The following is a 26,148-nucleotide window of genomic DNA, read 5'->3' as shown; positions in this document are numbered from 1 at the left end:
GATTCCTTAGCTGTGGTGGGTTAGCTGTCGTGTGTTCTAGAAGGTCTGGAGGTTTTAGCGGCCGTGGAAGACCGGCGGGCGCTTCTCGTTGAAAGCGGCGAAGCCTTCGTAGTAGTCCTCGGTATCGCAGAGCTTTCCCTGAGCGATGTTCTCGGCATCGACGCTGGACCACAGTCCGGTGCCGTTATCGCGGATGTCCTGGACCAGGGTGCGGCTGGTGAGGAAAGCTTGGGTGGCGCCGTGGGCTGCGCGCTGGGCGACGCCCTGGGTAAACTCCAGCAGCTCCTCCGCAGGTACTGCGCGGGAGAAGAGCCCCGCGCGCACTGCCTCCGCGCCGGAGATGAGGTCACCAGTGATGATGAGGTCCATCGCGCGGTGCGTTCCTAGGCGCTCGACGAAGAGGGAGTGCCCACCTGAATCGAGAGTGGCGCCCAGGTTGGCAAACGGGGAGCCGAACTTGGCGTCTTCGGCGACGTAGACGACGTCACAGGCCAAAGCGAGACCGAGGCCGACACCCAGGCAGGGGCCGTGCACGGCGGCGAAGGTGGGGGCAGGAAAGTTGTCGATCTTCTTGAGCACGGGAGTGACAACGTCCGCGAGGTAGGCAGTGGCATCGTCTTCACGCGGGTTGAGCCCCTTGATGTTACGGCCCGCGCAAAAGCCTTTGCCCTCACCGCGCAGGATGAGCGCGCGGGGCCTAAGCTCTGCGGCTTCATCGAGGGTGCGGGAGAGCTCGGCAAGGTCCTCCTCCGCGAGGGAGTTCAGGGCCTTCGGGTTGTTGAGTACGAGTTCGACGACTCCGGCTTCGGCGTCGTGGTGCAGGTCGATCATGTGTGTTTCTCCTAGGCGTCGAAGTCGAGGACGATGTTCGGGGTGGTGGGGCGCGACTGGCAGGTCAGGATGTAGCCGGCCTCGACCTCGTCGGCCTCTAAGGCGTAGTTCTCCGCCATGTCGACCTCACCCTCCACCAGCTTGGCGCGGCAGGTGCCGCACACGCCGCCGGCGCAGGCGAAGGGGACGTCGGAGCGCACGCGCAGGGCGGCGTTGAGCAGGGATTCGTTGGCAGAGACCGGGGACTCAACGGAGCCGGAGAGGCCATCGAGCTGGAAATTAATGCTGACGTTATCGCCTTCCGGATCCACCTCGACGTGGCGCCCAGCCTGGTTCTGGTCTCCGGAGGGCTTGCCGGTGGTGAACAGCTCGTAGCGCACATCCTTCTCACCGACATCACGGCTGGCCAGCTCATCGCGTACCAGCTGCACCAAGTCGAAGGGTCCGCAGAGGAACCACTCGTCGACGTTGTCGGTGCGCACCACGTTATCCAGCAGGGTCTGAAGTTTTTCAGCGTCGATGCGCCCGGAGAATAGCGGATTGACGCGCTGCTCGCGGGAGAGGACGTGGTGCACGGCAAAACGCGTGGGGAACTTGTCCTTGAGGTCACCGATCTCTTCGGCGAACATGACGTCACCGCCGCCTTTGTTGGCGAAGATGAGCTCAAAAGTGGTGTCGGGGGAGCTGTGGAGCACCGTCTGCGCAATCGCCATGATCGGCGTGATGCCGGATCCCGCAGCGATGGCCACGAGGTGCGGATTCTCGAGCTTCTCCAGCTCCTCGCGGACAGCCTCAGGATTGTTCAGACCGGTCAGGTGGGTCTTCGAGGTGAATGCGCCCTGCGGATTCATGACATCCATGGTGTCGCCGGGCTGCAGAGTGTCGTTGGCCCACGTGGAGAACACGCCACCGCGGTCGCGCTTGATGGCGACGCGCAGCACGCCGTCGCGAGGCACATCGCAGATGGAATAGGAGCGGCGGACTTCTTGGCCGTCGATAGTTGCCCGCAGCGCAACGTACTGGCCGGGGATGTAGTCATAGTCGTCCTGGAGCTCCGGAGGAATAGCGAAGGAAACCTCCACGGAGTCTGAAGTCAGGGCGCGCACCTCGGACACGGTCAGGGTGTTGAACGTGGCCTTCTTCTTTGCGGGGGCAGACGGGGTCGTGGTCATTAGTGCACCTTGAAGTAGTCGAAGGGTTCCAAGCAGTCCTGGCAGTTATAGAGAGCTTTGCAGGAGGTGGAACCGAATTGGGCAAGCTTACGTGTGCGGCGGGAGCCACAGTGGGGGCATTCGATGGCCGGCGGCGGTTCGAGCGTGAGCGGGATAGGACCTTCCGGCGTGGCCCGGGTTGTACCGCTGGGCGGGGCAATGCCGTAGTCCTTGAGGTTTTGCCGGCCGGTCTCCGTCATCCAATCGGTGGTCCACGCCGGGTGGAGAACGAGGTCGACACGCACCTTGGCGTAGCCGGCGTCGGTCAGCGCTGTGGTGATGTCCGTCGTGATGTGCTCCATGGCGGGGCAGCCGGAATAGGTTGGGGTAATCGTGACCACCGCAGTATCGCCTTCCAGGCGTGCATCTCGGAGAATACCAAGGTCAGCGATGGAAATAACGGGGATTTCCGGATCGGGCACCTCGGCGGCGACGTCCCACACGTGGGCGTCGTCAGGCTGCGTGGGGCGCAGCGGGTGGGACTTATCTGTGATGGACACGATGAAACCTTGGTCCTTTCCTTTTCTCTACCAGGTCGCGCCGGGGTGTTGGCGCGCCAAGGACTGCATCTCCGCGAGGATGAAACCGCGGTGCTCGGAAAAGCGCCCGGTGCGCTGCCCGGAGCGGGCTTGCTTGACCTCCGGGATAGCCAGACCTGCCTTGTCTAAGACGTAGGCGATGCGCTCATCGAACTGCTCGCGCAGGCTCGACGGCAAGACGGCGATGCCTTCTGCCGCCAGCTTCTCGTGGAGCGGGAGATCCTCGAAGAGCTCGTCAAGGTAGGGCCACATGTACATCAGGCCCTCCGTGATACGGCGGTGAGACTCCTCGGTGCCGAGGCCTAGGCGCAGAACCCATTGGTTGGCGTGGTCGACGTGGTACTCGACTTCCTTGATGGCCTTGGCTGCGATAGCCGCAATGGTTTCATCTTTCGACTCCAGCAAAGCCGTGTAGAGCCCGTATTGGTAATAGGAAAAGAGCAGCTGGCGGGCGATGGTGTAGCCGAAGTCGCCATTCTCCTGCTCGACAAGGCGGGCGGAGCGGAACTCCTCCTCATTGCGGAAGTAGGCCAAGTCATCCTCGGTCTTGCCCCATGCGGTGCCGGCATAGGTGAGGAGGAAGCGGGCATGTCCAATGAGATCGAGAGCGATATTGCCTAGGGCGATATCCTCCTCCATCTCTGGTGCCCGCGAAATCCACCAGCCCAGGCGCTGGGCCAGGATGAGGGCGTCATCGCCCAACGTGAGCGCATAGCGCGCCGTGTCCTCGGGTGCGACTGCGCCGGAGGCGGCGATGTCTTCTGCGGTGATGCCGTTGCCCTGCGATTGCTTGGTCGCAGAATCGGCGGCTGCAAATCCGGTCACAGGTGCGGCACTCCTTCCGACTTGTCGTAGTACGTGGCGTGGCGGTAGCTCTTACCTTGCGGGGACTCGAAGAATCCGCCCTTGGAATCAGGGTCGGAAGAGGCAATGGCCTCGCTGGGTACGACCCAGACGGAGGTGCCTTCGTTGCGGCGGGTGTAGAGGTCACGGGCGTTGCGCAGGGCCATCGTGGCATCCGGTGCGTGGAGCGAGCCGGCGTGGACGTGAGAAAGGCCGCGGGAGGAACGTACGAAGACCTCCCACATGGGCCAGTTAGAGCTAGACATGGAATCTTCCTTAAGGTCTCGAAACTGGTTGGGCAGTGTGCTTAGGCGTTAAGCAATGAGCGAGCTATCAGCCGAGTGGTGCTTCTCGGCGTAGGCTGCGGCAGCCTCACGGACCCAGGCGCCATCGGCATGCGCTTGGCGGCGACGCTGCATCCTCTGCACGTTGCAGGGACCCTCGCCCTTAATGACGGCCTTGAACTCGGACCAGTCAAGCTCACCAAAGTCATAGTGGCCGCGCTCCTCGTTCCACTTCAGGTCTGGGTCCTCGAAGTGCAGGCCAAGGGCCTCGGCCTGTGGAACGATCATGTCCACGAAGCGCTGGCGCAGCTCATCGTTGGAGAAGCGCTTGATGTTCCATGCCATGGACTGCTTGGAGTTGGGTGAGTCATCATCCGGCGGGCCGAACATCTGCAGTGCCGGGCCGTAGAAACGGTTGATGGCTTCCTGAGCCATCTGCTTCTGCTCGGGGGATCCGTGGGACAGCTCGTAGAGGATCTCCCAGCCTTGACGCTGGTGGAAGGACTCTTCCTTACAGATGCGCACCATGGCTCGGCCGTAGGGAGCATAAGAGGCGCGGCAGAGCGGCACTTGGTTGCAGATGGCAGCACCATCCACCAACCAGCCGATGGCTCCGATGTCGGCCCACGTGCGCGCCGGGTAGTTGAAGATCGAGGAGTACTTGGCGGTGCCGTCGAGCAGCTGCTGTACCAGCTCGTCGCGCGAGGTACCCAAGGTCTCCGCAGCGGAGTAGAGGTAAAGACCGTGACCGGCCTCATCCTGCACCTTGGCCATGAGGATGGCCTTGCGCTTGAGTGAAGGCGCGCGGCTGATCCAGTTGGCCTCCGGCTGCATGCCGATAATTTCGGAGTGCGCGTGTTGGGAAATCTGCCGCGTCAAAGTCTTGCGGTAAGCAGCCGGCATCCAGTCGGTGGGCTCGATGCGGGAGTCTTCGGCGATGAGCTCGTCGAAGCGCTGCTGTGCTTGTGCTTCATCCGCGGCCGGAACGGCGGTGAGTGTTTTTTCTGATGGGGTCATGGGAGGAATCGTTCCCTCTCTACTCAGTGTCGGCTGGGTGATACTTACTGACTGGTTGGTCAGTATATGGGCCATGTGTGAGCTATGTCAACCACGTTTGTGAGCTGCGCCCTACTTTGTGCGATTCTCGGGCTTGGTGGGCAAGACGCGGAACGTGCCGCGGAACTCGGCAATGGGCTTGCCCTTAATGCTGAGGGTGACGTCGACGACGCCATTGCGGCCCCAGGCTTGGCGGGTCACCCCAACCCCGTCAACGACGTCACCTTCGAAGGCGGGGGCGATGTAGTGGATTGAGTTGTGCGCGGCAACGGCCAAGTCGCCACCGGAATTGCAGGTGCCGGCGAAGATGGAATCGGCGAACATGTACAAATAGCCGCCTTGTGCCGTACCGTGCCCATTGCACATTTCAGGGCGGATGGTGAAGTGGCCTTCACACCTGCCGAGGTCCAGCGCGGTAATTTTCGCACCAATTTCCGCGGTGGCGCGGTCGTCATCGAACATGGCGCGTACGTGGGTGAACTCGGGGCCTTCGGCGACGCCGGGGGCGAGGATGGGGTGCTCGGTGCTCATGGGAAATCCTCCTTGGGAAGGGTCTTCCGCAGTGCTGCCGAGGGAGCGAAAAGGGGTGTGGTGGCTCACTAGTCTAACGGTGCTCGGGGCTCTCTGCTTGAATGGACTGCGTGAAGAATGAGAAATCCGCTGTCCAGGGCGCGGCCCGTGGCCGCCCCGGTTATTCCCGTGAAGATGTCATTCGTGCAGCCGTTCGTGCTTTTACTGCCCGCGGCTACGACGCCACGTCGATGGATAACGTGGCGAGCGAATTGGGGATTTCCAAGTCTGCGCTGTATCACCACATCTCGTCGAAAGAAGAGATCTTGGAACTGACGGTAGTGCAGGCGCTCAGCCGTTTGGAGGCGGTCGCGGAAGAGATGGCCGCGGCCGATGTGTCGGCGGGGGAGAGGGTCCGCGGGCTATTGCGTGGCTCGATTGAGGTGCTGTGCTCCGACCCGAAGTCTGTCGCGCTCTTGCTCCGTTTGCGTGGAAACTCCGAGGTGGAGCGGAGTGCGTTGGAGCGCCGCCGTACGCTGACGCGTTCCGTGGTTCCGCTGGTGGAGGCTGCTCAGGAGGAGGGGGCTATCCGCTCCGACATTGAGGCTCCGCTGTTGACCCGCATGATTTTCGGAATGATCAACTCGACGTCCGATTGGTACGAACCAGAGGGGCGAATTGATGCCGAAGAACTGGCCAGCACGTTTGAGAGCGTGATCTTTGGTGGTCTAGCACCACAGGCGCTGCAGTAGCCCCGAACGGGTGTTTTGCTCGGGGCGTTATTGCTCAATTCGGGGGTGGGGGCTTCGTTTGCTTGCGAAACCGCCGTGGCCTGCGGAGATGTGTCGCAGTTCAAAAACTTGGCCTAAATGTGTTGTTTATCACCGCGATGGTCTGTAGTGTACGTCACAAGACTTACCCAACCGAACGGTAAGTAAGTTTCGCACATGTTGTGCGTTGTCCCAGCTAACCAACTTCTTGCAGCACTTTCGATGGAGCTTGAGGGGTGTGGAATTTCCCTCTCCTCGAAATGAAAGGCAAATGACGTGACCGCAACGTTTGACATTTTCTCTGACCACCATGGCCCCCAGATGGGCATTGAGTACGCCTCTCGCGATGAAATTATCGCGCTGCAGACCGCACGCGCGAAGAATGAATTGCGCCACGCGTACTACAACGTTCCCCACTACCGCCGTGCATTTGATGAGAAGGGCGTTCATCCGGATGACTTCAAGGAGCTTTCGGACTTTGCGCTGTTTCCATTTACTGACAAGGAAACTCTCCGTGCGGAGTACCCCTTTGGGATGTTTGCCGTAGGACAGAACCAAATTTCCCGCATCCACGCTTCTTCCGGCACCACCGGTCGCCCGACCGTCGTGGGATACACCGAAAATGATGTTCGTATTTGGGCCGAGCTGGTAGCCCGTTCGCTGCGGGCTGGTGGCCTGCGCAAGAGCGATAAGGTTCAGATTACGTTCGGCTATGGACTCTTTACGGGCGGCCTGGGTGCCCACTATGGCGTGGAGGCCTTGGGTGCTACTGCAATCCCGACCTCCGGTGGCCAAACGGAACGCCAGATCCAGATCATGCAGGACTTCCAGCCGGACGCGATTCTGGGTACGCCGTCTTACGTGCTCAACCTTCTTGACCGTATGCGCAAGGAAGGCCTGGACCCGCGCGAATCCTCCCTGCGCGCTGGTGTCTTTGGCGCCGAGCCCTGGAGTGAGGGTATGCGCCGCGAGCTAGAGGAAGGCTTTGGTATTACGGCCACCGATATCTACGGTCTCTCCGAGGTGATGGGTCCGGGTGTGGCCCAAGAATGCGTGGAGACCAAGGATGGCCTGACCGTCTGGGAGGACCACTTCTACCCAGAGATCATCGATCCGGAGACCATGCAGCCGGTTCCGGACGGTGAGTACGGTGAGCTGGTTATCTCCTCCCTGACCAAGGAAGCCTTCCCGATCATCCGCTACCGCACCCATGACATCACCCGCCTGCTCCCAGGCACCGCGCGGTCGATGCGCCGCATCGACCGCATCTCCGCCCGTAACGATGACATGATCATCCTGCGCGGCGTGAACTGCTTCCCGTCGCAGTTCGAGGAGATCATCACCGAGGACCGTCTGCTTCGTCCGCGCTACCAGTGCGTGCTGAGCAAGCGCGGCCGCATGGACCACCTCACCCTAGTGGTTGAGCACTCCTCGGACGCGACCCCCGATCAGATCGACGCTTCTGCCCAGTGGTTGAAGAAACAGATTAAGGAGCGCATCGGCATCAGCGTTGGCGTCGAGATTACTGACCACGTTGATTGCGGTGAGGGCAAGGCCAAGAGGATCGTCGACAACCGCGATCAATAGACCGCTCTCGGTTTTTCGGGCGTGCCCAGCTCACTATTTGTCTCCTTAGTTCACTGGCTTTAACTGTATCCGCCGTGCTTCTGCACCCATAGAGAAAAGACTTCCACTATGTCTGCACCAGTCACCCAACAGCCTGCCCAAGGGCCGGGAATTACCACAGAGCACAAGCGCGTGCTCGCCGGATCGATGGTCGGCACCACCATTGAGTGGTTCGACTTCTTCATCTATGCCCAGGCCGCCGGCCTGATCTTTGCCACCCAGTACTTCGATCCGGTCTCCAATGAAAGCGCTTCGCTCGCGCAGATCATTTCCTGGGCGTCACTGGGTATCTCCTTCCTCTTCCGCCCCCTCGGCGCCATCCTGGCCGGTCACTTGGGTGACAGGCTCGGGCGCAAGCCGGTCCTCGTCGTCACGTTGGTCGGCATGGGCCTGGCCACCATGCTGATGGGTGTGCTGCCCACCTACGCCTCCATTGGCATGGCAGCGCCTATCCTGCTGGTGCTCTTACGTATCCTCCAGGGCCTTTCCGCCGGCGGCGAATGGGGTGGTGCGGCGATGTTGGCCGTTGAGCACGCCCCGCAGGGCAAGCGCGGACTGTTTGGTGCTTTCCCACAGGTAGGAGTGCCCCTCGGCATGTTCCTAGCCACCATCTTTATGCTGGTGCTCTCCGCCGTCCTCACCCCGGAGCAGTTCCTTGCATGGGGCTGGCGTATCCCGTTCCTGTCCTCCGTCGTGCTCATTCTTCTGGGCTACCTGATCCGCCGGGCGGTGGAAGAGTCCCCGGCCTTCGCGGAAATGGAGGAGCTGAAGGAAAAGTCCACCGCACCGCTCGCGGTCCTGTTCAAGGGGCACCTGGGAACCGTCATTAAGTGTGCGCTCATCTTTGCCGCCAACAACGCTATTGGTTACTTCGTCATCGCCTACTTCACCGCTTATGGCACGAAGGTGGTGGGTTATACACGCCCTCAGGCCCTCGCGGTAGCCTTGGTTGCGTCGATAGGCTGGTTCATTGGAACGCTGTACTTTGGCCACTTCTCCGACAAGGTTGGGCGCCGCACGACGTTTATTGGCGGCTACGTTGTCTTGGCGTTGTACATCACCCCGGTGTTCTTGGCGGTAGATTCGGGCAACGTCATGCTTTTCGGTGCAGCTGTGTTCCTGCTGGGCGTCATCTTGGGTGCGAGCTACGGCCCGCAATCGGCGATGTACGCGGAGATGTTCCCGGTTAAAGTGCGCCTGTCGGGCGTGTCCATCGGCTATGCCTTCGGTTCCATTATCGGTGGCGCCTTCGCCCCAATGATTGCGGAGATGCTCTACTCCAAGTTCGAGACTTCCATGGCCATCGCTGCTTATGGCATTGTGATTTCTATCGTCTCCCTTATTGGTGTGCTCGCCGTTCCCAAGGGGATTCAGAACCGCGATCTGCACGTCTAGTCGCGTCACATCCTTTTCTGCCCTTTACCCTTCATCGCTCAGCCTCCTTCCGGATTCATCGTTGCGGACAGGTGCTAGGCGTTGAGGGGTAGTAGTGGTTTTGAGGTCCTAGCCATGGGGTTTCGGAAGGGATAAAGAACTAGAAATAAGTATTCAAAACGGTACCTATAGGTTGGCAGTTAGGCTATGCTTCTCGCTAATACTCGTCGTACGCGGCCCGTATAAACAATTCCTAGGGTCTCGCCGTGCGCGATATTTGCTCAAGAAGAAAGTTCTCTCATGACCACATCAACCCCGCATAAGACTCGCTCGACACGCGATACTTTTAATACGCGCTTTGTCTTCCTCATGGCCGCCATCGGATCCGCCGTCGGCCTAGGTAATATCTGGCGCTTCCCCTACGTTGCCTATGACAACGGTGGCGGCGCCTTCCTCATCCCGTACATGGTTGCCTTGCTCACCGCCGGTATTCCCATCCTGTGGTTCGACTTGGCCATTGGTCACCGCTTCCGCGGTTCTGCACCGCTGGCATTTCGCCGTATCAGCAGCCGCTGGGAGGGAATCGGCTGGTTCAAGGTCGGCGTGAACTTCTTCATCGCCATCTACTACGCCGCCATCATTGCCTGGGCGGCGCTCTACACCATCAAGTCTGTGAACCAGGCGTGGGGCGAGGATCCATCAACGTACTTTATGAGCGACTTCCTCCAAGCAAACCCGGAGGCAACCTACTCGGGCCACGTCGTCCCCGCCATTCTCGGCGTCATGATCCTCGTGTGGATCGTCTGCATAGCCACGTTGGCCACGAGCATCAACAAGGGCATCGGTAAGCTGACCTCCATTTTCCTGCCGGTCCTGGCCGTCATGTTCATCATTCTGGTGATCCGCGCCTTCTTCCTCGACGGCGCCGCCGAGGGTCTCAACGCCTTCTTCACTCCGGATTGGTCCGTGCTGAGCAACCCATCGGTGTGGATCGCCGCCTATGGGCAGATTTTCTTCTCCCTGTCCATTGGTTTCGGCATCATGATCACCTACGCCTCCTACCTCAAGCCGCGCACCAACCTCACCAATACGGGTCTGGTTACCGCCTTTGCAAACTCCTCCTTCGAGGTTCTCGCCGGCATCGGCGTTTTCGCCACCCTGGGCTACATGGCTGCCCAGCAGGGCGTGGCCGTGGATGAGGTGGTGTCCTCCGGTATCGGCCTGGCCTTCATCGCTTTCCCGACGATCATCAACCTCATGCCGCTCGGCGGACTGTTTGGTGTCCTCTTCTTCGGCTCCCTCTTCCTGGCTGGTGTGACCTCGTTGATTTCTATCATGGAGGTCGTCGTCTCTGCTGTGGCAGATAAGTTCAACGTCTCTCGCCGCGTTTCTGCCATCACCGTTGGCGGCACCATGGCGGTCGTGTCCTGCTTCCTGTTCTCCACCTCCTCGGGCCTGGTCACCCTGGACATCATGGATAAGTTCACCAACAACCTGGGCATCGTCTTCGGCGCCATCTGTGCCCTAGTGGTCGTCGGCTGGGTCACCGGTCGCCGCCGCGAGATCCAGCAGCACCTCAACGCCGTCTCGCACTTCAAGGTCGGTGGCTTCTGGCAGTTCCTGACCTTCATCGCCACCCCGCTGCTGCTCGTCTACTTCTTGGTCAACGAGATCATCACGATTGCCCGCGAGGGCTATGAGGGCTACTCCTCCACCCAGATTGGGCTCTTCGGCTGGGCAGCGCTGGGCGTCATCCTGCTCGCCAGCTTCGTCATGCCGCTGGTGGCCTTCCGCGGCAACAAGTACCTGGACGGAATGGAGACCTCGGACTACGGCGTTCCTGTGGGCGGCCGCCCGGCCGGCACACCGAACCCGCTTGCCACGGGTAAGCCTGCCGCACCGATCACGGACGACAAGTAACGGCTATTAAGAAAGGAGAACGACAATGACTACAAGCGCAATCCTGCTCTTCATTCTCTTCGTCGTCGTCATCTGGGGCGGACTGGTGGTGTCTTCCATCTGGCTGGCCCGCAGCGACGATAACACCACGGGCGAGCTGGGTGATACCCCCGGCACTGACGACGAATCCCTGTCGCACCGCGTACACCACTAAAAGGGAGCGGGCGGCACACCGCTGCCCAGCTTAAATCTGTCCCAGCCTATATCTCGACCACCGTGCGCCCATGTCGGGAGCCCGCGCGGAGCTCTTGAGCGGCGGTGGCAACATCAGCCAGCGGAACCGTTTCGGTAATAGAGTTCAGCATGTCGAGGTCGAGGTGTTCGTCGAGAAGCTGCCAGGCCTCCTCGCGCACCTCGCGGGGCGCGTCGACCGAATTGCCGCCGGCCAGCACGATGCCGCGCAAAATGAACGGCAGCACCGAAGCGGGAAGGTCCGGGCCGGCTGCCATGCCGGTGGCCGCAACCACACCACCCCAACGCACCTGCGCCAGCACATTCGCTAGGACGGTGGAGCCGGCGGTGTCAATGGCGCCGTCGTACAGCGCCTTCTGCAGCGGACGGCCGGTCTCAGACAGCGCTGCGCGGTCGAGCACGTGATCCGCGCCGAGTGAGGTGAGGTAGTCCGACTGGGATTCCACGCGGCCGGTGACGGCGGTGACCTCGTAGCCGGAAGACTTGAGCAGCTGGACCGCGATGGAGCCCACGCCTCCGGTGGCGCCGGTCACCAAGACATGGCCCTGCGTGGTGCCGTGCGTGCGCAGCTGGTTCACGCAGATAGCGGCGGTGTATCCGGCCGTGCCGATGGCGGCGGCATCGTGAGCGCTGAAGCGTTGGGGCACGGGGATGGTGGCTTCAGCGTTGACGCGCTGGCGGGTGGTGTAGCCGCCATGGCGGAATTCGCCCAAGCCATCGCCGCAGGAGACGACAAGCTGGCCGGGGTCCAGGCGAGAATCAGAAGTCTCCGACACAGTGCCCACGACATCGATGCCGGGGACGAGGGGATTGATGCGCATGACCCCTTTATCGCCCTCCAAGGCCATGGCGTCCTTGTAATTGAGGGAAGAAAACTGCACATCCACGACCGTGTCGCCTTCCCCGAGCAGGGGCTGTTCTTGGAAGGAATGGGTTACTCCGGAATCCGCGCGGGTGACAATGAGTGTGCTCATGGGCACTATCGTACAGAGGATGTGAAGCAGCGTTTTCTGGCTTTTGCTTCAGCTGGCTTCCAGAGAACATAGTTAGGGTGAAGCGCATGACTGGGATAGAAGCTCAACACCCGCGCAATAGGCTGCGGCCCGCGCCGGATTCATATCCGCACCTGCGTCGTGATTCCTTCCTGGTCACGGCCCTGTCCTTGGTGGTCGTGATGTTGGCGACGGTGGGCAAACCCTTTATGGATATCCCCGGCGTGGTGGATGGTTCCGCACATGCGGTACGCCAGGTTAATACACAGCTCTTTGGTGGTTTTGAGAACGCCTCCGTGTGGTACGGCGCGTGGACCGATCTGATAGGAAACATCGCTCTTTTCATGCCGCTGGGCGCGGCGATCTACGTGGCCGGGCGCGACCGTGCCAGGATTCGCTGGGGCCTGGGCGGGGCGATGCTGATCGGCCTCGTAGTCAGCCTCTGCATTGAAAGCGCCCAGTACATCTTTGCCCTGGGCTTTAGCGATGTCGATGACCTTCTCTACAACACCGTGGGCTCTGTTTTCGGCGCCGCACTCATGGCGCGTATGGGGCGCGAAGAACAGATGAAGATCCTGCGCCGCCTAGGTTTTCTCCTTGCGCTGGCAGCGGTGGTGCTCCTCGCCATGGTGGCGTTGTAGCGCCTAGTGGGTAGAGCGAACGAGCTTGGCGACGTCCCCTGCTACCTGCCGCGCATAGGGTGACACACCAGTAATCGTGGCCGAGCCCGGACCAGTCCACGAGCCATAGCCCACGGGGAAGAAACCTTCCACCGTGGGCTTTCCTTCTGCCAACAGCCCAGGGAACGGGCGTAGCGCTGGGCGGAAGCCGGTGGCCCAGATGAGGTCGCTGAAGCCCTGCTCGGTGAGTTCATCGAGGGAATCGAACATCGGGGTAGTGCCCAACAGCCCGCTATCCCGGGCCTTGAGGACGGGCGGAACCATGACGATATCGCCGAGCTCCGACTCCGATCCGGGATCGGGCTCCCCCTTTGCTAAGGCGAGCATACGCTGCCGGTTGCGGCTAAAGAGCACGCGGCCATCCACGTCATCCGGCATCCACCGCGGCGGATGCGTGGTAAACCACGTGGTGTCCACGCCTTCCAAGGCAAGCTCGGCGGCGATTTGGGCACCCGAGTTGCCTGCGCCCACGACGGCGACGCGCTGGGTTTCTGGCTGCGTTCCGGGGAGAAACGGCGCAGGGCCGGGGTAGGTCGCCGTGTGCCATTGGCGGCCAGCAAATTCACCGGGGTAGAAGGGGATGAACGGCGCGGACCACGTGCCCGTCGCGGCCACGACGGTGCGGGAACGGAATTCACCGTGAGTGGTAAGCAGGCGGAAGCGGGGGTCGTCGTCAAGCACGCGCTCCACCGCCACCCCGTGCCGGACCGGCAGGTCATAGCGCTGCTCATAGCGGGTGAGGTAGTCCACCACATGGGAAGCCGGCGGGAAACCCGGGTAAGAAGGCATGGGCCAGCCGGGCAGCGTGGAGGATTGGGCATCGCTAAAGAGCGTGAGTGAATCCCACACGTGCTGCCAGGCCCCGCCGGGGGAGGAGTTGGCATCGAGGATGAGGAAATCGAGCTTCTGACGGCGCAGGTAATAGCCGGTGGCCAGGCCGGATTGGCCGCCACCCACGACGATGCAATCGTACGTATGCATTTATTGGATGAGCTTCCGTTCGCGGGCAGCGGAGACGGCCGCCGTGCGGGTTTCTACGCCCAGCTTTTGATAGACGTGAATCAAGTGGGTCTTGACCGTGGCCTCGGAGATGAAGAGCCGTTGGGCAATCTGCTTGTTGGAATCTCCCGTTGACAGCGCCTGCAGGATCTCCAGTTCACGCGCGGACAGCGCGGTCTCCGGCTGCGCCAAGCGCTCCGCCAGAAGGTTGGTGACCTCAGGTGCCAAGGTCCGCTTTCCCGCAGCTGTGTCGAGGACCGCGGTGTGCAGCGTTTCTTCGGGGGCGTCCTTGAGCAGGTAGCCCAATGCGCCCGCCTCCACGGCGGCCAGGATATCCGCCTGTGTGTCATAGGTGGTCAGGATGAGCACCGGTGGCCCATCGAGCTCGCGCACGCGCCGGGTGGCGGCGATGCCATCGACGTCTGGCATCTGAATATCGCAGACAACCACATCGATGTGGGGAACATCAGCATCCGTCAGCTGCTCGACGGTCGAGCCGTCGGAGCCTTCCAACACCACCTCGATGTCGGGGAAGGCGTTAAGAATCGCGCGCAGCCCGGCGCGGACCACGGGGTGATCATCGATGAGCATCACGTTGACCATTGCTGCTGCTTCCTGTTGGGATTCGCACCGCGAGCGCGGTGCCGGCGGGTGAAGATTCTACCTGGACGCTGCCGCCGACGCTGCGAACACGCTGCTCCAGGCCGGTCAGCCCGAAGCCACGTGGCCCTTCGATGCCGCGGCCGTCGTCGACCACATCGAGGATGATTCCATCCTCGAAAGAGCCGAGGGTGACCACGGCCTTGTCGGCATCGGCGTGTTTCATGACGTTGGTCAGCCCTTCCCGCGCGGCGCGCAAGATGACGTGGGAAAACTCGGTGGGGACGTCGGCGCTGCCGGTGAGCTTGAGCCCGAAGCGGGTGCGCAGCCCCAGGCCCTTAGCTTGGGCTTGGAGCTCATCCACGAGGGAGCGCAGTTCCGCGTCGAGGGAGGAGGCAGGGGCTGCGAGCTCTTTGACGAAGCGCCGGGCCTCGGCCAGATTATCCTGGGCCACCTTTTCAATGAGTGCGAGCTGCTCGGTCACGTCCTGTTGCGCGGATGTGTTCTTGGCGGCGCGGCTGAGCAGGACGATGGAGGACAGCCCCTGTGCCACGGTGTCGTGGATTTCGCGGGAGAGCCGCTCCCGTTCCTCAAGGCGCCCGGCTTGGTGCTCGCTGGCCGCCAGCTCCTCCTGGGTCTCACGCAGCTGCTTGGCGACGGCCGCGTGGTGCGCCGCCTCCGCCTGAACCCGGCGGGCGGCGTGGTAGACGGCCACGGCGAAACAGGTGCCAATGAACGGCCCGATGGCCGCGGCCGCGGTCCAGAATTGCGGGTGGATCCACGCGGGGACGAAGGCGGCGACGGCCCACAGCACCACGCTGGCGACGATTCCTGGCCAGAAGGGAAGCGCATGGATAAAGACGAAGACCAGCGGGAACTCGAGCCACATGAAGTCTTGGGCGTGCACCATAAGCCCGATCCACAGCAGGCACAGGGCGGCGAGCCACAGCGTGGTGGGGACGGGGCGGGTGATGGTGCGAGAGCCGAAGATGGCAAACCCCGTGTAGACCACTGCGAGTGCGATGGAGAGGCCGAGGGCGCGGGCGTCGAGACGGCCATCGGCCCATGCGCGCAGCACTCCAAACACGAGGAGAAAACCGAACATGGTGTGCAGTCCCACGGTCCACAGTTTGTTGCTCATCATCACGGCAGTCCAGCTTATCCGCTGGCTGGTCGAGGGCGAATCAACCAACTGGTTGAGTGGAGGTTCAACTGGCTACCCGATTACTTTCAGCGCACGCACACGCAGGATTAATAGTATGTTCCTGGCATTAAGAGAGATAGTCACCGCCCGCGGTCGGTTCTTCCTGATCGGCGGCGTCGTGGCTCTAATTACGTTGTTGCTCGTTATGTTGTCCGGCCTGACCCAAGGCCTGTCCAAGCAGAATACTTCCGCCCTTGAGGCACTCGGGGAGCAGACTCCGAACGTGACCTTTTCGACGGAAGATCCCTCCTTCACCGAGTCGGAGATCTTTGCCGAGGATGTGCCTGCCTCTGGTATTCCGCTGGGTACTTCGCAGACCAAGCTGGAGGGCCACGGCGGCGTGGCGGTCTTCGGCCTGCCCGAAGGTACCCAGATTCCTGGCTCCAGCACCGTGATTCCGGAGGAAGGCATGGTCTTGAGCCAATCCATCGATGAAGAGATGAACGCGCCCTCCCGGGGCACCCTCGGCGGTGTGGATTTGGACGTCACCGCGGTGGTTGAGGATGAGTACTACTCCCACTCCCCGGTGGTGTGGGTCTCTACCGAAACCTGGCAGCAGGTCTCCCATTCTCCTGAGGACATGGTGGGCGTAGCCGTGCTGTCCCCGGAGCCGACCGACACCTCCGTGTCTATGGGCAAGGCCCTGTCCGGTCTTCCGGCTTATAGTTCGGAGCGCGGTTCGCTGCTGACCATGCAAGCCTTCCTCTACGGTATTTCCGCGCTGGTCACTATCGCTTTCCTGAGCATCTGGACCATCCAGCGCACCCGTGACCTGTCCATCCTGCGTGCCCTTGGCGCCAGCGTGAAGTACCTGCTCAAGGATGCCATCGCGCAGGCCGCCATCATCCTGGCGATTGGCGTGGGGGTCGGCGCGCTCGTCGGCTGGCTGCTGGGCCTTGCCGCCCAGGGCGCTGTGCCCTTCGAGGTCTCCGCCATGACCGTCATCGTCCCCGCACTCGGTATCTGGCTGCTCGGCATTGCCGGTGCCTTTCTTGCCACCCGCCGCGTATCCAAAATCAATCCGCTTGACGCCCTAGGAGGCAACGCCTAATGACTACCACTGCTTCTGCCCCTGCACTGTCCCTTCGCGATGTCGTGGTGACCTACCCGGATGGTGAGTCCCGCGTCACAGCGCTGGATAATGTCAGCCTCGACGTCAAGCCGGGCGAGCTCACCGCCGTCATCGGTGAGTCTGGGTCCGGCAAGTCGACCCTGCTTTCCGTAGCCGCCGGCCTCATTGAGCCGGACTCCGGCACCGTGGAGCGAACTGGCTCCCGCGGGCTCATCTTCCAGCAGGCCAACCTGCTAGCCGCCCTTACCGCGCGCGAACAGCTGCTCATCATTGACCACATGGAGGGCCGCAAGCCGCGCCAGGATCGTGCCGATGAGCTGCTCAGCTTCGTGGGCTTGGAGGGCTTTGGCAACCGCCGCATGAACCAGCTTTCTGGCGGCCAGCGCCAGCGCGTCAATATTGCGCGCGCGCTCATGGGCCAGCCTTCCGTCTTGCTGGCAGACGAGCCGACCTCCGCCCTCGATTCCAAGCTTTCGCGCGACATTGCCAAGCTCCTGCGCGGTGTTACCGAAGACTTCGATACCGCAACCCTGTTTATTACCCACGACCGCAGCTTGCTCGACTATGCCGACACTGTGGTCGAAGTCAAGGACGGAAAACTCTCCGAATACTCCGAGCTAGCAGCCTAGGAACCTCCTCATCTCTCACATGTTCATACAAAGGGGTAAATTAATACCCCGTTATGATACGACCCCGCAAGCCCCGAGTAAGCCCAACTGACTACCCGCGCATGCAGCAGTGGACTGCGCTGCATGCGCTCATGTTGAGCATTACCGTGGTGGCCTGCGGGGTCTTTATTGTTGCCGCCCGCAGGATCAAGGGAACCTCCCGCGAGACCTTCATCCGCCGGATGGTGGGCTGGGCCTTGCTGGTGGCGGGTATTGCGTGGACGATCATCTCCTTAGACCCGAAGCAATTCGATATCCGTGAGTCTTTGCCTTTGCACCTGTGTGACGTGCTGCGTCCGATCCTGGCGCTGGGCCTCATTACTGGCAACGAGCATGCCCTGACCTTGACCTACTTCTGGGGCATCATCCTCAACCCGCAGGCCATCATCACCCCGGATGTCATCTACTACTTTTCCCCGCGCTGGCTGCGGTTTGCCACCTACTGGTTTTTCCACATCGTGGCACTTGCCGCGCCCCTGGCACTAACCTTTGGTCTTGGTTACCGCCCCACCTGGAAGGGTTACCGCTTCGCCGTCAAGGTCACGCCCGTGTGGATGGCACTGGCCATGGCGGTCAATGCAAAGACCGACGGCAACTATGGTTTCCTTAACCACGCGCCGGGCAGTCCCTCCATCATCAACCTATTCGGCCCATGGCCCGGTTACATCGTGGTGGAGACCCTTGCCGTCGCGGCAGCATGGGCGGGGATGACGTGGCCGTGGGAAAGCACCTCGCTGCGCCGCGGCACGGTGGCGGTCGGCCCGCGCGGGCTCATGCGCAAGTCCGTCGGTACTGCGTCCGGGATCCTGCGCCGGGCCACGGTACGTTTTCGTAGATAGTGGCCCGGAAATCGCAAAATTCTAGGGCTTCGTTGCGAAAACGTACCAAGACGGCGGCGGCCAGGCACGGATCGATCAAATAAGACCCCAGATCGTATTTTTGGGGTGCTATTTGATCGAAACGTACTCAGCGGCGGAGCTAGCGCTCGGCGTTGAGGAGCCGCGCGATGGCCTGCGGGATGGCCGCGGCGATCTGGGAGGCAGAACAGGGCGCGAAGCCCTCGGGGGTCTCGGCCGCGATGGCCGCTGCGTGGGCGTGGATGGCGCCGGCGTGGAGAACTTCGGTGATGATTTCGGTGGGGGACGGGGAGGAAGCGGTGGCGGAAAGCTGGGCGATGACAGCGCCGAGGATCCCGGAGAGCACGTCCCCAGAGCCGGGGGTCGCGGCAAAGGAGTGACCGGCGTTGAAGGAATACAAAGGCTGGCCCGGCGCGGTAACGCGGGTCAGTCGGCCTTTGAGCAGGATGATGCTGTTCAGTTCCTCGGCTAGCTCGTGGAGGGCGCGGCTCCAGCCGGTGGCCGCATCGGGAGCAGAGCCGAAAGCGGCCTCGTAGAGGCGGCGGAACTCGCCTTCATGCGGGGTGAGGATGGTCAGCGGGTGTTCGGTGACTTTCTGGCGCAAGGAGGTGTTGCGCGCCAGCAGCGTGAGGGCGTCGGCGTCGAGGATGGTGGGAAGTCCCTGCGCCAGTACCTTTCGCAGTTCGGTGGCCGCCGCTGCATCGGTACCGCGGCCGGGGCCCACGACCCAGGCTTGGGCCTGTCCGGCGGAGGCCACATCGGGATGGCAGACCAGCTCGGGGAGAAGGGAAGTAATCGAGTTATCGCCGATGAAGCGCACCATCGAGGGGGTGGCACGCACCGCTGCGGTGGCGCAGAGGATCCCAGCACCCGGATAGGTATCGCTGCCGGCAGCCAGAGCAACGACGCCCCCGGAATACTTATCCGAGCGCGCGCCTGGTGTGGGATCAACGATGGGGCCGGTGCAGCCAACCGGCCAGGGGCGGGAAGCGCGCCCGCCAGGAAGATCGAGTTCGCCCGATTGCCACGCAAAGGCCGTCGGCACGGAAGGTTCGTGCGCGATGAAGCCGGCGGGTTTATCCAGTTCGGCGAGGGTCTCAGCGAAGGAGGACGCGCCGGGTAAGAAGAGATCAGAGACCACAACCTGCCCGCATTCGGCGGCCAACGCGTGGCCGAGACGCGGCGAGCCGAAGGTGACGGTGACATCGGCGTTAACGGCATCCGCAGCACACACTCCCGTGTCGGCGTCGACGCCGGTGGGCATGTCGACGGCTAAGACTGCAGCCCCGGCAGCGGTGGCTTCGCGGTAAAGCGAGAGCGCGGTGCCGCTTAAGCCCCGGGCGGAGCCGAGGCCAGCGATGGCATCGATTACCAGTGAGCTGTCTGAGGGCGCGCTGCCGTTAGGCAGCGCGTCGGAAGGAAGTACCGTGCCACCGGCGGCACGGAACGCAGCGAGGGCCTCCTCGCGGCAGCGTTCCGGAACCAGAGCATGGACCGTGACACCGCGCGAAGCCAGCTCCGCCCCGGCAAAGAGCCCGTCCCCGCCGTTGCCGCCGGAACCAGCGAGAACGAGCACCGCACCGGGGCGTGCCTCCAGCATCACTGAAGCAGCGTCTGCCACCGCCGCGGCGGCCAGCTTCATGAGCTGATCCTCATGAGATTGCTGTTCTAACAGGTGCTTCTCAGCGGCACGGACAGTGGCAACGGTATAAGCGGGGCGCATAACCCACACCCTAGCGCGCGGGTTGGCAGGTGGGGCACCAAAAGAGGTTGCGGCCCTGCATGACCTGCTCCCGGATCTCGGTGCCGCACACATGGCACGGCAGCCCGGCGCGGCGGTAGACGTAGACCTCGCCGCCGTGGTCATCCTTGCGCGGCTCGCGGCCCATGGCCTCCGGTGTGTGCGCGGGGCGAACCGTGTCGATGCGGCCGTGCTCCACGCCGTAGTCCATGAGATCGACCAGGTCAGACCAGATGGCATCGAACTCCGCGCGGTCGAGCTGGTTGCCCGGGATGAAGGGGGAGAGCCCTTGGCGGAAAAGGGCTTCTGCGCGGTAGATATTGCCCACGCCAGCAAAGAGACCTTGGTCCATGAGCTGTGCACCGATGCTGCGTTTCGAGGCATGGACCCGGGACCACAAGGCATCAGGGTCGGCGTCCTTCCGGAGTGGATCCTGGCCCACCTTCGCCACCTTGGCCTGGTACTCCTCCTCCGTGATGAGCGTGCAGAACTGCGGGCCGCGCAGGTTCGCGGCTGTTGTTCCGTTATCAATGCGCAGACGGATCTGCCCCCAGACATCGGCAGAAGGCTCAAAGCGCAGGGAGCCAATGAGGCCTAAATGGATATAGATAACGTGGCGCGGGTTATCCGCATCGAAGTGGAGAAAGAGATGCTTGCCAAAGGCTTCGGCGAGTAAGAGGGGTGAGGCGCTGACAAGCGCGGCCTCCGCAGCGAACCGGCCTTGGGGGCTGCTCACGGCTAGCGGCTTGTTACGGAAATCCGCATTGAGTGTGCGGGCAAGGCGGTGAATAACGTGTCCCTCAGGCATGTCAGGAAGTCTACGCGGGGGCTATGCTGCTGTAGACTTTTCGGGTACTACCCGTTGAACGGAAGGGCCTAAATACTATGGGGCGCGCGCTCGGTTTTGATCGTGAAAAATATATTGAACTGCAGTCGGAGCATATTAACGCTCGGCGCAAAGAAATCGGCGGGAAGCTCTACCTTGAGATGGGCGGCAAGCTTTTCGATGACATGCACGCCTCCCGCGTGCTGCCCGGTTTCACCCCGGATAACAAGATTGCGATGCTCGAGCGCATCAAGGATGACGTAGAAATCCTCGTCTGCATCAACGCCAAGGACATCGAGCGCCAGAAGATGCGCGGTGACCTGGGGATCCTCTACGAAGATGATGTGCTGCGGCTTGTCGACGTCTTCCGGGACCGCGGCTTCCTGGTCAATAACATTGTCATGACCCAGCTCGAGGACGGCAATAGCCAGGCGGAGGCTTTCATCGAGCGCCTCGAGCGCCTGGGACTGACCGTGGCGCGTCACCGCATCATCCCGGGTTATCCCGCCAACATCGACCTCATCGTCTCCGAGGATGGCCTGGGCAAGAACGACTACGTGGAAACCTCTAGGGACCTCGTCGTGGTCACCGCGCCGGGGCCTGGCTCCGGCAAGCTGGCCACCGCGTTGTCGCAGGTCTACCACGAAAATCTGCGCGGTGTGCCAGCGGGCTACGCCAAGTTCGAGACCTTCCCCATCTGGAATCTGCCACTCGATCACCCGGTGAACCTTGCGTACGAGGCCGCGACGGTGGATCTCAACGACGCCAACGTCATTGACCACTTCCACCTCTCCGCGCACGGCGAATCCACGGTGAACTACAACCGTGATGTCGAGGCTTTCCCGCTGCTCAAGTCCCTGCTGGAGCGACTGACCGGCACCGTGCCCTACCAGTCCCCGACGGACATGGGTGTGAACATGGTGGGCTTTTGCATCACCGATGACGAAGTCTGCCGCGAAGCCTCCCAGCAGGAGATCATCCGCCGCTACTTCAAGACTTTGGTGGAGGAAGCCCGCAACGGCCTCGACACCACGCAGTCTGAGCGCGCGGCCGTAGTCATGGCGAAGGCCGGCATCAAGTCCACCGACCGCCCGGTGGTGCTCCCGGCGCGTCAGAAGGCGGAGGAGACCGACGGCCCGGCGTCCGCGCTGCAGCTTCACGACGGCACCATCATCACCGGCCGCACCTCCCCACTTCTGGGCTGCTCGGCGGCCACCTTGCTCAATGCGCTCAAGCACCTGGCGGGCATCGACGATGACCTGCACCTGCTCTCGCCGGAATCCATCGAGCCGATCCAGACGCTGAAGACCAAGCATCTGGGTTCACAGAACCCGCGCCTGCACACCGACGAGGTGCTCATTGCCTTGTCGGTATCGGCGGCGAAGGACGAGAATGCCCGCCGCGCGCTCGATGCACTGAAGGAGCTTCAAGGCTGCGATGTTCACACCACCACCATCTTGGGTTCGGTGGATGAGGGCATCTTCCGCAACCTGGGCGTCCTGGTGACCTCCGATCCGGTCTTTGCCCGCAAGAGCGCGCTGTACCAGAAGCGTTAAATCCCACTCGCCGGACGTTGACTGAAAGCGCCACCACGTAAGGCATTTCCCCAGACCTAAAACCCGCAACCTGCAGGTGGGCGTCGCCAAGCGCTTGCCGACGCCCACCTGCCCACCTGGGAGTTTCGGGATCGAGGTCTGGGGCTTTGGCTTAAAAGCGGTTGTAGTGCTGGGCCCAAAAGATTGGGGATCTTGCCACTAGCAGGCCTAGACTTGCGGGCGTGACTATTGGCAAGATTCTCCTCTACTACTGCTTTACTCCCATCGAGGACCCCACCGCGATCATGCTGTGGCAGCGATCCCTGTGCGAGAAGCTCGGGCTCAAGGGCCGCATCCTCATCTCGGAGCACGGTATTAACGGCACCGTGGGCGGGGACATGGATGCGTGCAAGCGCTATGTGCGCGAAACCCGTGAGTACCCGGGATTTAAGAAGATGGAGTTCAAGTGGTCCGAGGGTAGCGCGGAAGACTTTCCGCGCCTCTCGGTCAAGGTCCGCGATGAAATCGTGGCCTTCGGCGCGCCGGGCGAGCTCAAAGTGGATGAAAACGGCGTCATCGGTGGTGGTGTCCACCTCAAGCCCGAAGAGGTCAACAAGCTGGTGGAGGAGCGCGGCGAGGAGGTCGTCTTCTTCGACGGGCGCAACGCCATGGAGGCGGAAATCGGCAAATTCAAGAATGCCGTGGTGCCGGACGTGCGCACGACCCACGACTTCATTGCTGAACTTGAATCCGGCAAATATGACTGGATGAAGGATAAGCCCGTGGTTTCCTACTGCACGGGTGGCATTCGTTGCGAGATCCTCTCCGCCTTAATGAAGAACCGAGGCTTTAACGAGGTTTATCAAATTGACGGCGGCATCGTCCGCTATGGCGAGAAGTACGGCAACGATGGCCTGTGGGAAGGCTCGATGTACGTCTTTGACAAGCGCATGCATCACGAGTTTGGCCAGGGCTTAGAGGATCCGGGCTTTATTCAGCTCGGCCACTGCGTGCATTGTGGGAAGGGGACGAATACCTTCCATAACTGTATTAATGAGGACACGTGCCGCAAGCAGGTGCTCATCTGCGATGACTGCATCCAGCACGTGGAGACACAGCACTGTGGGCGGCCCGACTGCGCCGAGGCGGCTGCTGCCCAGGCGCAGGCCTAGTTTCCGCTAGTTTTCGAGCACCGGGGCCAGCAGGATCTGGATATCGTTGATGCACCAGATCATGAAGTTGCCGGCCATGACCCAGAAGATGGCCATCCAGCCGCGCCAGCGCACGTAGGCTTTGAGCTTGCGCACCATGATGACTGCGCAGCCGATCATGCCAATGAACGGGATGATTAGCGTCGTCGTGGCGAACACGGTGCGCTGGGTCCTCGTGCAGAGCCAAGCGGCGTATTCGGCCTGGAGGCAATTGGTTGTGGTCCCGGCGACCTTGAAGAGGCCCGCGAGGAGAAGCGCATAGAGCGCCGAACCGACGAGGATGAAAATCATAAACCACAGCGCTTGGCGCGAGGAACGGCGGTTGGCCTCGGCGACGGTGAGGGGATCGGGTTCGTCGGCAAGCTCGTCAAAGCTGCGGGGCTCTGGGCGAGGCAGGTTCGTATAGTCCGCGTCGGACGTGAGATCGTTTTCGGGGTGCTCGGCTGCCATGGTTTGTCAGTCTAACGTGCTTCTTTATCGTAGGTACTGGGACAGACCAGTACTGGAACGCCCAAGTGGGGAAGCAACTCGGTGGCGGTGCTGCCAATGAAGACGCGTTCGATGGGCCCCATGGGAGCGGAACCCAAGCAGAGCAGGTCGCCCTTCTTCCACTTCAGTGAATCCACCGCGCCGGACCAGCCATGGCCACTGCCGATGGCCGTCGTGACCGATACCTCCGGGTAGGTCTCCGCGATGAGATCGTGGGCGCGGTCCAACAGTGAGAGCGAGTGCTCACGCCAATTCGGTGCATCGGGGGGAAAGGTCGGAGAATATTCGAGGGGGACGTCGACCAGCCCCTTGGCGGAAAACGCCAGGATACGCAGGGGGATTCCGCCGCGCTGCGCAATGCATGCGGCATGCAGCAGGGCGGGGTCGTCGGCATTGCCCAAGTCGGTAAAGGCGAAATTGATGCGGGTGACGCCGTGCTTGGACAATTTGATGCCGCGGGGAATCAAACCCACGGGCAGTGGCGCATAATGCAGAAGCGCATCAGCGGTAGAGCCCGAGAAGAAACGGCCCTTCGGCGCGGATTGATTGGCTCCAAGGAGGATGACGCTCGCCTTGAAGTCCTTAGCCGCCTGTTCCAAGAGCTGGGGGCGAGAGGGCCCTGCCAAGAGAACGGAGACATTCTTATCGAGCTGCTCCTTGTCCACCCCGGCTTCGTTCAAGGCCTGCTTGACAGCGCGTTCGCAGGTCGCGCGTTCCTTCTTGAACCACTTCTTGTAGGAACCGCTGAGCTTGCTGAGCGACGTCACGGTGAGGGGCTGCGAAATGGTTGAAACCACGCGAATCCGAACGGAGGTGGAACGTGCGAGCCACGCGGCAAACTCGATGGCCTCCGTGCCGGTGGAGCTAGGACTCCACGACACGAGGACGCGGAGCGGAGGGAGCTGGTCGTCCGGGGAGCATGGCCCTTCCGCAGGGTGTGAAGAATTCTTAGCCATTCAATAAAAAGTTCGGGGTCGTTTTCTTCATTATCGACCCTTCATGCCGGAAAATAAAATCCGCTCTACCGGCACTTTTTGGTCTATTTCCCTTCCATGATTGGACGGTAGACATCGGCAAGCTTGGAGATGAGATTGACCAAAGCGTCAGCGTCCTTGATATCCTCTGGATCGAGCCAACGCAGGATCTCTGCCAAAGCCGCCGCACGCTGGCGAGAGACGATGGTCAGCTCGGATTCACCGAGCTGGGTAAGGGCGACGAGCACACCGCGGCGGTCCTTTTCGTCGCGGTGCCGTTCCACGAAACCTTGGCGTTCCAATTGGTACAGCGCATTGGAGGCGGTAGGCATCCGGATGAGCTCTGCCTGGGCGATGGTGCTCACGCGCGAAGGGCCGCGCATGCGCAGCTGGTTCATGATGGAGACCTGCGACGTGGTGAGGGATGTGCCTTCTGTCGTGCGCTGGAAAATGAGCATGAGTTTGTTGAGCGCGGGCTGGATCTGGCGGGCGACTTCCAGGGCATCCTCGTAAGGGATGGGGGATTCGATAGTTTCTTCACTCATGGAAAATAAGTGTAGCTAGTAATTTCGCGGAGCGGTAGTTAGCCGATTAAAAAATTTGGTTTCCCACCGCGAAGCACTATGAAAGGGCCTAGATTGTTGACGCCGCCGGCACTACACTGTCCGGCGTGAATTCTCCGTCAAAGGCAGAGTCTGCAAAGACAAGGCCAGAAGTGGCCTACCGCAACGAAGTCTCTTATGAATGGGAGCGTGCACAGCATCTGCGTGAGCTTCGCGCGGGAAAGGTGACGCGCGAAGAGCTATGCGATGCCGACTTTCTCCTTCGCGCGGCGGCGGAACACCATGGCGTCGACATGCGCAAGCCGTGCCCGGTGTGTGAATCAGACATGCGACTGACCCGTTGGGTTTATGGAGATGCTTTAAAGCGCCGGGCGGGAAGTGCGCGGAGCGCTGCGGAAATTGCGGACATGGCCGCAGAAGGGCTGGAATTTACCGTGCACTTCGTGGAAGTGTGTCCGGCGTGCCGCTGGAATCATCTGCTTCGAGCCGCCACGGTCTATGCTCTAGGGTAGTTTTGGCTTCCCAGTTCGCGCCGGTAAGCT

At 61.7% G+C, this 26,148-nt stretch carries 28 protein-coding genes; 12 read left to right on the top strand and 16 right to left on the bottom strand.

The window, feature by feature from the left end:
• Positions 1-54: 54 nt before the first annotated feature.
• The 7 genes from HMPREF2943_RS08695 to HMPREF2943_RS08665 form a co-directional block, all read right to left on the bottom strand.
• Complete coding sequence (locus HMPREF2943_RS08695; protein ID WP_070711350.1) at positions 55-831, bottom strand: enoyl-CoA hydratase/isomerase family protein; 777 nt, start codon at positions 829-831, stop codon at positions 55-57.
• A gap of 11 nt (positions 832-842) precedes the next feature.
• Positions 843-2,003, bottom strand: coding sequence for a 1,2-phenylacetyl-CoA epoxidase subunit PaaE (gene paaE / locus HMPREF2943_RS08690; RefSeq protein ID WP_070711349.1), 1,161 nt, complete (start codon positions 2,001-2,003; stop codon positions 843-845).
• Positions 2,003-2,542, bottom strand: coding sequence for a 1,2-phenylacetyl-CoA epoxidase subunit PaaD (gene paaD, locus HMPREF2943_RS08685; protein WP_070711348.1), 540 nt, complete (start codon positions 2,540-2,542; stop codon positions 2,003-2,005). The genes paaE and paaD overlap by 1 nt, the downstream gene beginning before the upstream one ends.
• 27 nt (positions 2,543-2,569) lie before the next feature.
• Complete coding sequence (gene paaC, locus HMPREF2943_RS08680; RefSeq protein ID WP_070444661.1) at positions 2,570-3,406, bottom strand: 1,2-phenylacetyl-CoA epoxidase subunit PaaC; 837 nt, start codon at positions 3,404-3,406, stop codon at positions 2,570-2,572.
• Entirely contained in the window at positions 3,403-3,690 is a 288-nt protein-coding gene (gene paaB / locus HMPREF2943_RS08675) for a 1,2-phenylacetyl-CoA epoxidase subunit PaaB (protein WP_039672784.1), read from the bottom strand. Before paaB ends, paaC begins: the two co-directional genes overlap by 4 nt.
• A gap of 48 nt (positions 3,691-3,738) precedes the next feature.
• Positions 3,739-4,725: a 1,2-phenylacetyl-CoA epoxidase subunit PaaA gene (gene paaA / locus HMPREF2943_RS08670; RefSeq protein WP_070444663.1), complete on the bottom strand. Its 987-nt coding sequence runs from the start codon at positions 4,723-4,725 to the stop codon at positions 3,739-3,741.
• Between the two features lie 111 nt (positions 4,726-4,836).
• Entirely contained in the window at positions 4,837-5,295 is a 459-nt protein-coding gene (locus tag HMPREF2943_RS08665; RefSeq protein ID WP_070711347.1) for a hotdog fold thioesterase, read from the bottom strand.
• 110 nt (positions 5,296-5,405) lie between these two features.
• Here HMPREF2943_RS08665 and HMPREF2943_RS08660 point away from each other — a divergent pair, with 110 nt between their 5' ends.
• The 5 genes from HMPREF2943_RS08660 to metS all read left to right on the top strand — a co-directional run bounded on the left by HMPREF2943_RS08660 (position 5,406) and on the right by metS (position 11,157).
• Positions 5,406-6,026, top strand: coding sequence for a TetR/AcrR family transcriptional regulator (locus tag HMPREF2943_RS08660; RefSeq protein WP_246815718.1), 621 nt, complete (start codon positions 5,406-5,408; stop codon positions 6,024-6,026).
• A 339-nt stretch (positions 6,027-6,365) separates the two neighbouring features.
• Complete coding sequence (locus HMPREF2943_RS08655; RefSeq protein ID WP_253287237.1) at positions 6,366-7,631, top strand: AMP-binding protein; 1,266 nt, start codon at positions 6,366-6,368, stop codon at positions 7,629-7,631.
• A gap of 108 nt (positions 7,632-7,739) precedes the next feature.
• The gene (locus tag HMPREF2943_RS08650) at positions 7,740-9,065 is read left to right on the top strand and encodes an MFS transporter (protein ID WP_070444671.1); all 1,326 of its coding nucleotides are present in this window, start codon (positions 7,740-7,742) and stop codon (positions 9,063-9,065) included.
• A 279-nt stretch (positions 9,066-9,344) separates the two neighbouring features.
• Positions 9,345-10,964, top strand: a complete 1,620-nt coding sequence (locus HMPREF2943_RS08645; RefSeq protein WP_070444673.1) for a sodium-dependent transporter — start codon at positions 9,345-9,347, stop codon at positions 10,962-10,964.
• Between the two features lie 25 nt (positions 10,965-10,989).
• Positions 10,990-11,157 (top strand): methionine/alanine import NSS transporter subunit MetS, encoded by a 168-nt coding sequence (gene metS, locus HMPREF2943_RS08640; RefSeq protein WP_070444675.1) that lies wholly within the window; start codon positions 10,990-10,992, stop codon positions 11,155-11,157.
• 46 nt (positions 11,158-11,203) lie between these two features.
• On the opposite strand, the gene HMPREF2943_RS08635 is transcribed toward metS, so the two are convergent.
• Positions 11,204-12,169 (bottom strand): MDR family oxidoreductase, encoded by a 966-nt coding sequence (locus tag HMPREF2943_RS08635; RefSeq protein ID WP_070444677.1) that lies wholly within the window; start codon positions 12,167-12,169, stop codon positions 11,204-11,206.
• 86 nt (positions 12,170-12,255) lie between these two features.
• Here HMPREF2943_RS08635 and HMPREF2943_RS08630 point away from each other — a divergent pair, with 86 nt between their 5' ends.
• Positions 12,256-12,828, top strand: coding sequence for a VanZ family protein (locus tag HMPREF2943_RS08630; protein ID WP_070444679.1), 573 nt, complete (start codon positions 12,256-12,258; stop codon positions 12,826-12,828).
• 3 nt (positions 12,829-12,831) lie between these two features.
• Here the strand turns inward: HMPREF2943_RS08630 and HMPREF2943_RS08625 are convergent, their stop codons facing one another.
• From HMPREF2943_RS08625 to HMPREF2943_RS08615, 3 genes are read right to left on the bottom strand one after another with little or no spacing between them, the layout of a single operon-like run.
• Positions 12,832-13,848, bottom strand: coding sequence for an NAD(P)-binding domain-containing protein (locus HMPREF2943_RS08625; RefSeq protein ID WP_070711346.1), 1,017 nt, complete (start codon positions 13,846-13,848; stop codon positions 12,832-12,834).
• On the bottom strand, positions 13,849-14,469 hold the full coding sequence (locus tag HMPREF2943_RS08620) for a response regulator (RefSeq protein WP_070644721.1): 621 nt from the start codon (positions 14,467-14,469) through the stop codon (positions 13,849-13,851).
• Complete coding sequence (locus tag HMPREF2943_RS08615) at positions 14,444-15,610, bottom strand: histidine kinase (RefSeq protein WP_070444684.1); 1,167 nt, start codon at positions 15,608-15,610, stop codon at positions 14,444-14,446. The genes HMPREF2943_RS08620 and HMPREF2943_RS08615 overlap by 26 nt, the downstream gene beginning before the upstream one ends.
• Positions 15,611-15,725: 115 nt before the next feature.
• Here HMPREF2943_RS08615 and HMPREF2943_RS08610 point away from each other — a divergent pair, with 115 nt between their 5' ends.
• The 3 genes from HMPREF2943_RS08610 to HMPREF2943_RS08600 all read left to right on the top strand — a co-directional run bounded on the left by HMPREF2943_RS08610 (position 15,726) and on the right by HMPREF2943_RS08600 (position 18,249).
• Complete coding sequence (locus HMPREF2943_RS08610; RefSeq protein ID WP_070644723.1) at positions 15,726-16,721, top strand: ABC transporter permease; 996 nt, start codon at positions 15,726-15,728, stop codon at positions 16,719-16,721.
• Positions 16,721-17,371 carry an ABC transporter ATP-binding protein gene (locus HMPREF2943_RS08605; protein WP_070711345.1) on the top strand — a complete coding sequence of 217 codons (651 nt, stop codon included), beginning with the start codon at positions 16,721-16,723 and terminating at the stop codon, positions 17,369-17,371. The genes HMPREF2943_RS08610 and HMPREF2943_RS08605 overlap by 1 nt, the downstream gene beginning before the upstream one ends.
• Positions 17,372-17,472: 101 nt before the next feature.
• On the top strand, positions 17,473-18,249 hold the full coding sequence (locus HMPREF2943_RS08600) for a YwaF family protein (RefSeq protein WP_246817298.1): 777 nt from the start codon (positions 17,473-17,475) through the stop codon (positions 18,247-18,249).
• 139 nt (positions 18,250-18,388) lie between these two features.
• On the opposite strand, the gene HMPREF2943_RS08595 is transcribed toward HMPREF2943_RS08600, so the two are convergent.
• A complete protein-coding gene (locus tag HMPREF2943_RS08595; RefSeq protein ID WP_070711344.1) occupies positions 18,389-19,990 on the bottom strand; it encodes an NAD(P)H-hydrate epimerase in 1,602 nt (533 codons plus the stop codon).
• Positions 19,991-20,000: 10 nt separating this feature from the next.
• The gene (locus tag HMPREF2943_RS08590) at positions 20,001-20,816 is read right to left on the bottom strand and encodes an Fpg/Nei family DNA glycosylase (RefSeq protein ID WP_070711343.1); all 816 of its coding nucleotides are present in this window, start codon (positions 20,814-20,816) and stop codon (positions 20,001-20,003) included.
• Between the two features lie 77 nt (positions 20,817-20,893).
• On the opposite strand from HMPREF2943_RS08590, the gene HMPREF2943_RS08585 reads away from it, so the two are divergent.
• Together HMPREF2943_RS08585 and HMPREF2943_RS08580 are read left to right on the top strand one after the other, a co-directional pair.
• Positions 20,894-22,390, top strand: coding sequence for a DUF1846 domain-containing protein (locus HMPREF2943_RS08585; RefSeq protein WP_070711342.1), 1,497 nt, complete (start codon positions 20,894-20,896; stop codon positions 22,388-22,390).
• Between the two features lie 221 nt (positions 22,391-22,611).
• On the top strand, positions 22,612-23,541 hold the full coding sequence (locus HMPREF2943_RS08580) for an oxygen-dependent tRNA uridine(34) hydroxylase TrhO (protein ID WP_070711341.1): 930 nt from the start codon (positions 22,612-22,614) through the stop codon (positions 23,539-23,541).
• Positions 23,542-23,547: 6 nt separating this feature from the next.
• Here HMPREF2943_RS08580 and HMPREF2943_RS08575 read toward each other — a convergent pair whose 3' ends face one another.
• The 3 genes from HMPREF2943_RS08575 to HMPREF2943_RS08565 all read right to left on the bottom strand — a co-directional run bounded on the left by HMPREF2943_RS08575 (position 23,548) and on the right by HMPREF2943_RS08565 (position 25,588).
• Positions 23,548-24,030, bottom strand: coding sequence for a hypothetical protein (locus HMPREF2943_RS08575; protein ID WP_070444698.1), 483 nt, complete (start codon positions 24,028-24,030; stop codon positions 23,548-23,550).
• Between the two features lie 11 nt (positions 24,031-24,041).
• Positions 24,042-25,025, bottom strand: a complete 984-nt coding sequence (locus tag HMPREF2943_RS08570; RefSeq protein ID WP_070711340.1) for a universal stress protein — start codon at positions 25,023-25,025, stop codon at positions 24,042-24,044.
• 83 nt (positions 25,026-25,108) lie between these two features.
• Positions 25,109-25,588, bottom strand: a complete 480-nt coding sequence (locus HMPREF2943_RS08565; protein ID WP_070644729.1) for a MarR family winged helix-turn-helix transcriptional regulator — start codon at positions 25,586-25,588, stop codon at positions 25,109-25,111.
• Between the two features lie 170 nt (positions 25,589-25,758).
• On the opposite strand from HMPREF2943_RS08565, the gene HMPREF2943_RS08560 reads away from it, so the two are divergent.
• Positions 25,759-26,118: a DUF5318 family protein gene (locus HMPREF2943_RS08560; RefSeq protein WP_070644730.1), complete on the top strand. Its 360-nt coding sequence runs from the start codon at positions 25,759-25,761 to the stop codon at positions 26,116-26,118.
• Positions 26,119-26,148 lie beyond the last annotated feature (30 nt).

Origin of the sequence: Corynebacterium sp. HMSC072D12 (genome assembly GCF_001813925.1) — a bacterium.
Lineage (GTDB): Bacteria > Actinomycetota > Actinomycetes > Mycobacteriales > Mycobacteriaceae > Corynebacterium > Corynebacterium aurimucosum.
Note: the sequence above shows the minus strand (reverse complement) of the source record. Positions and strands in the feature narration are given on the sequence as shown.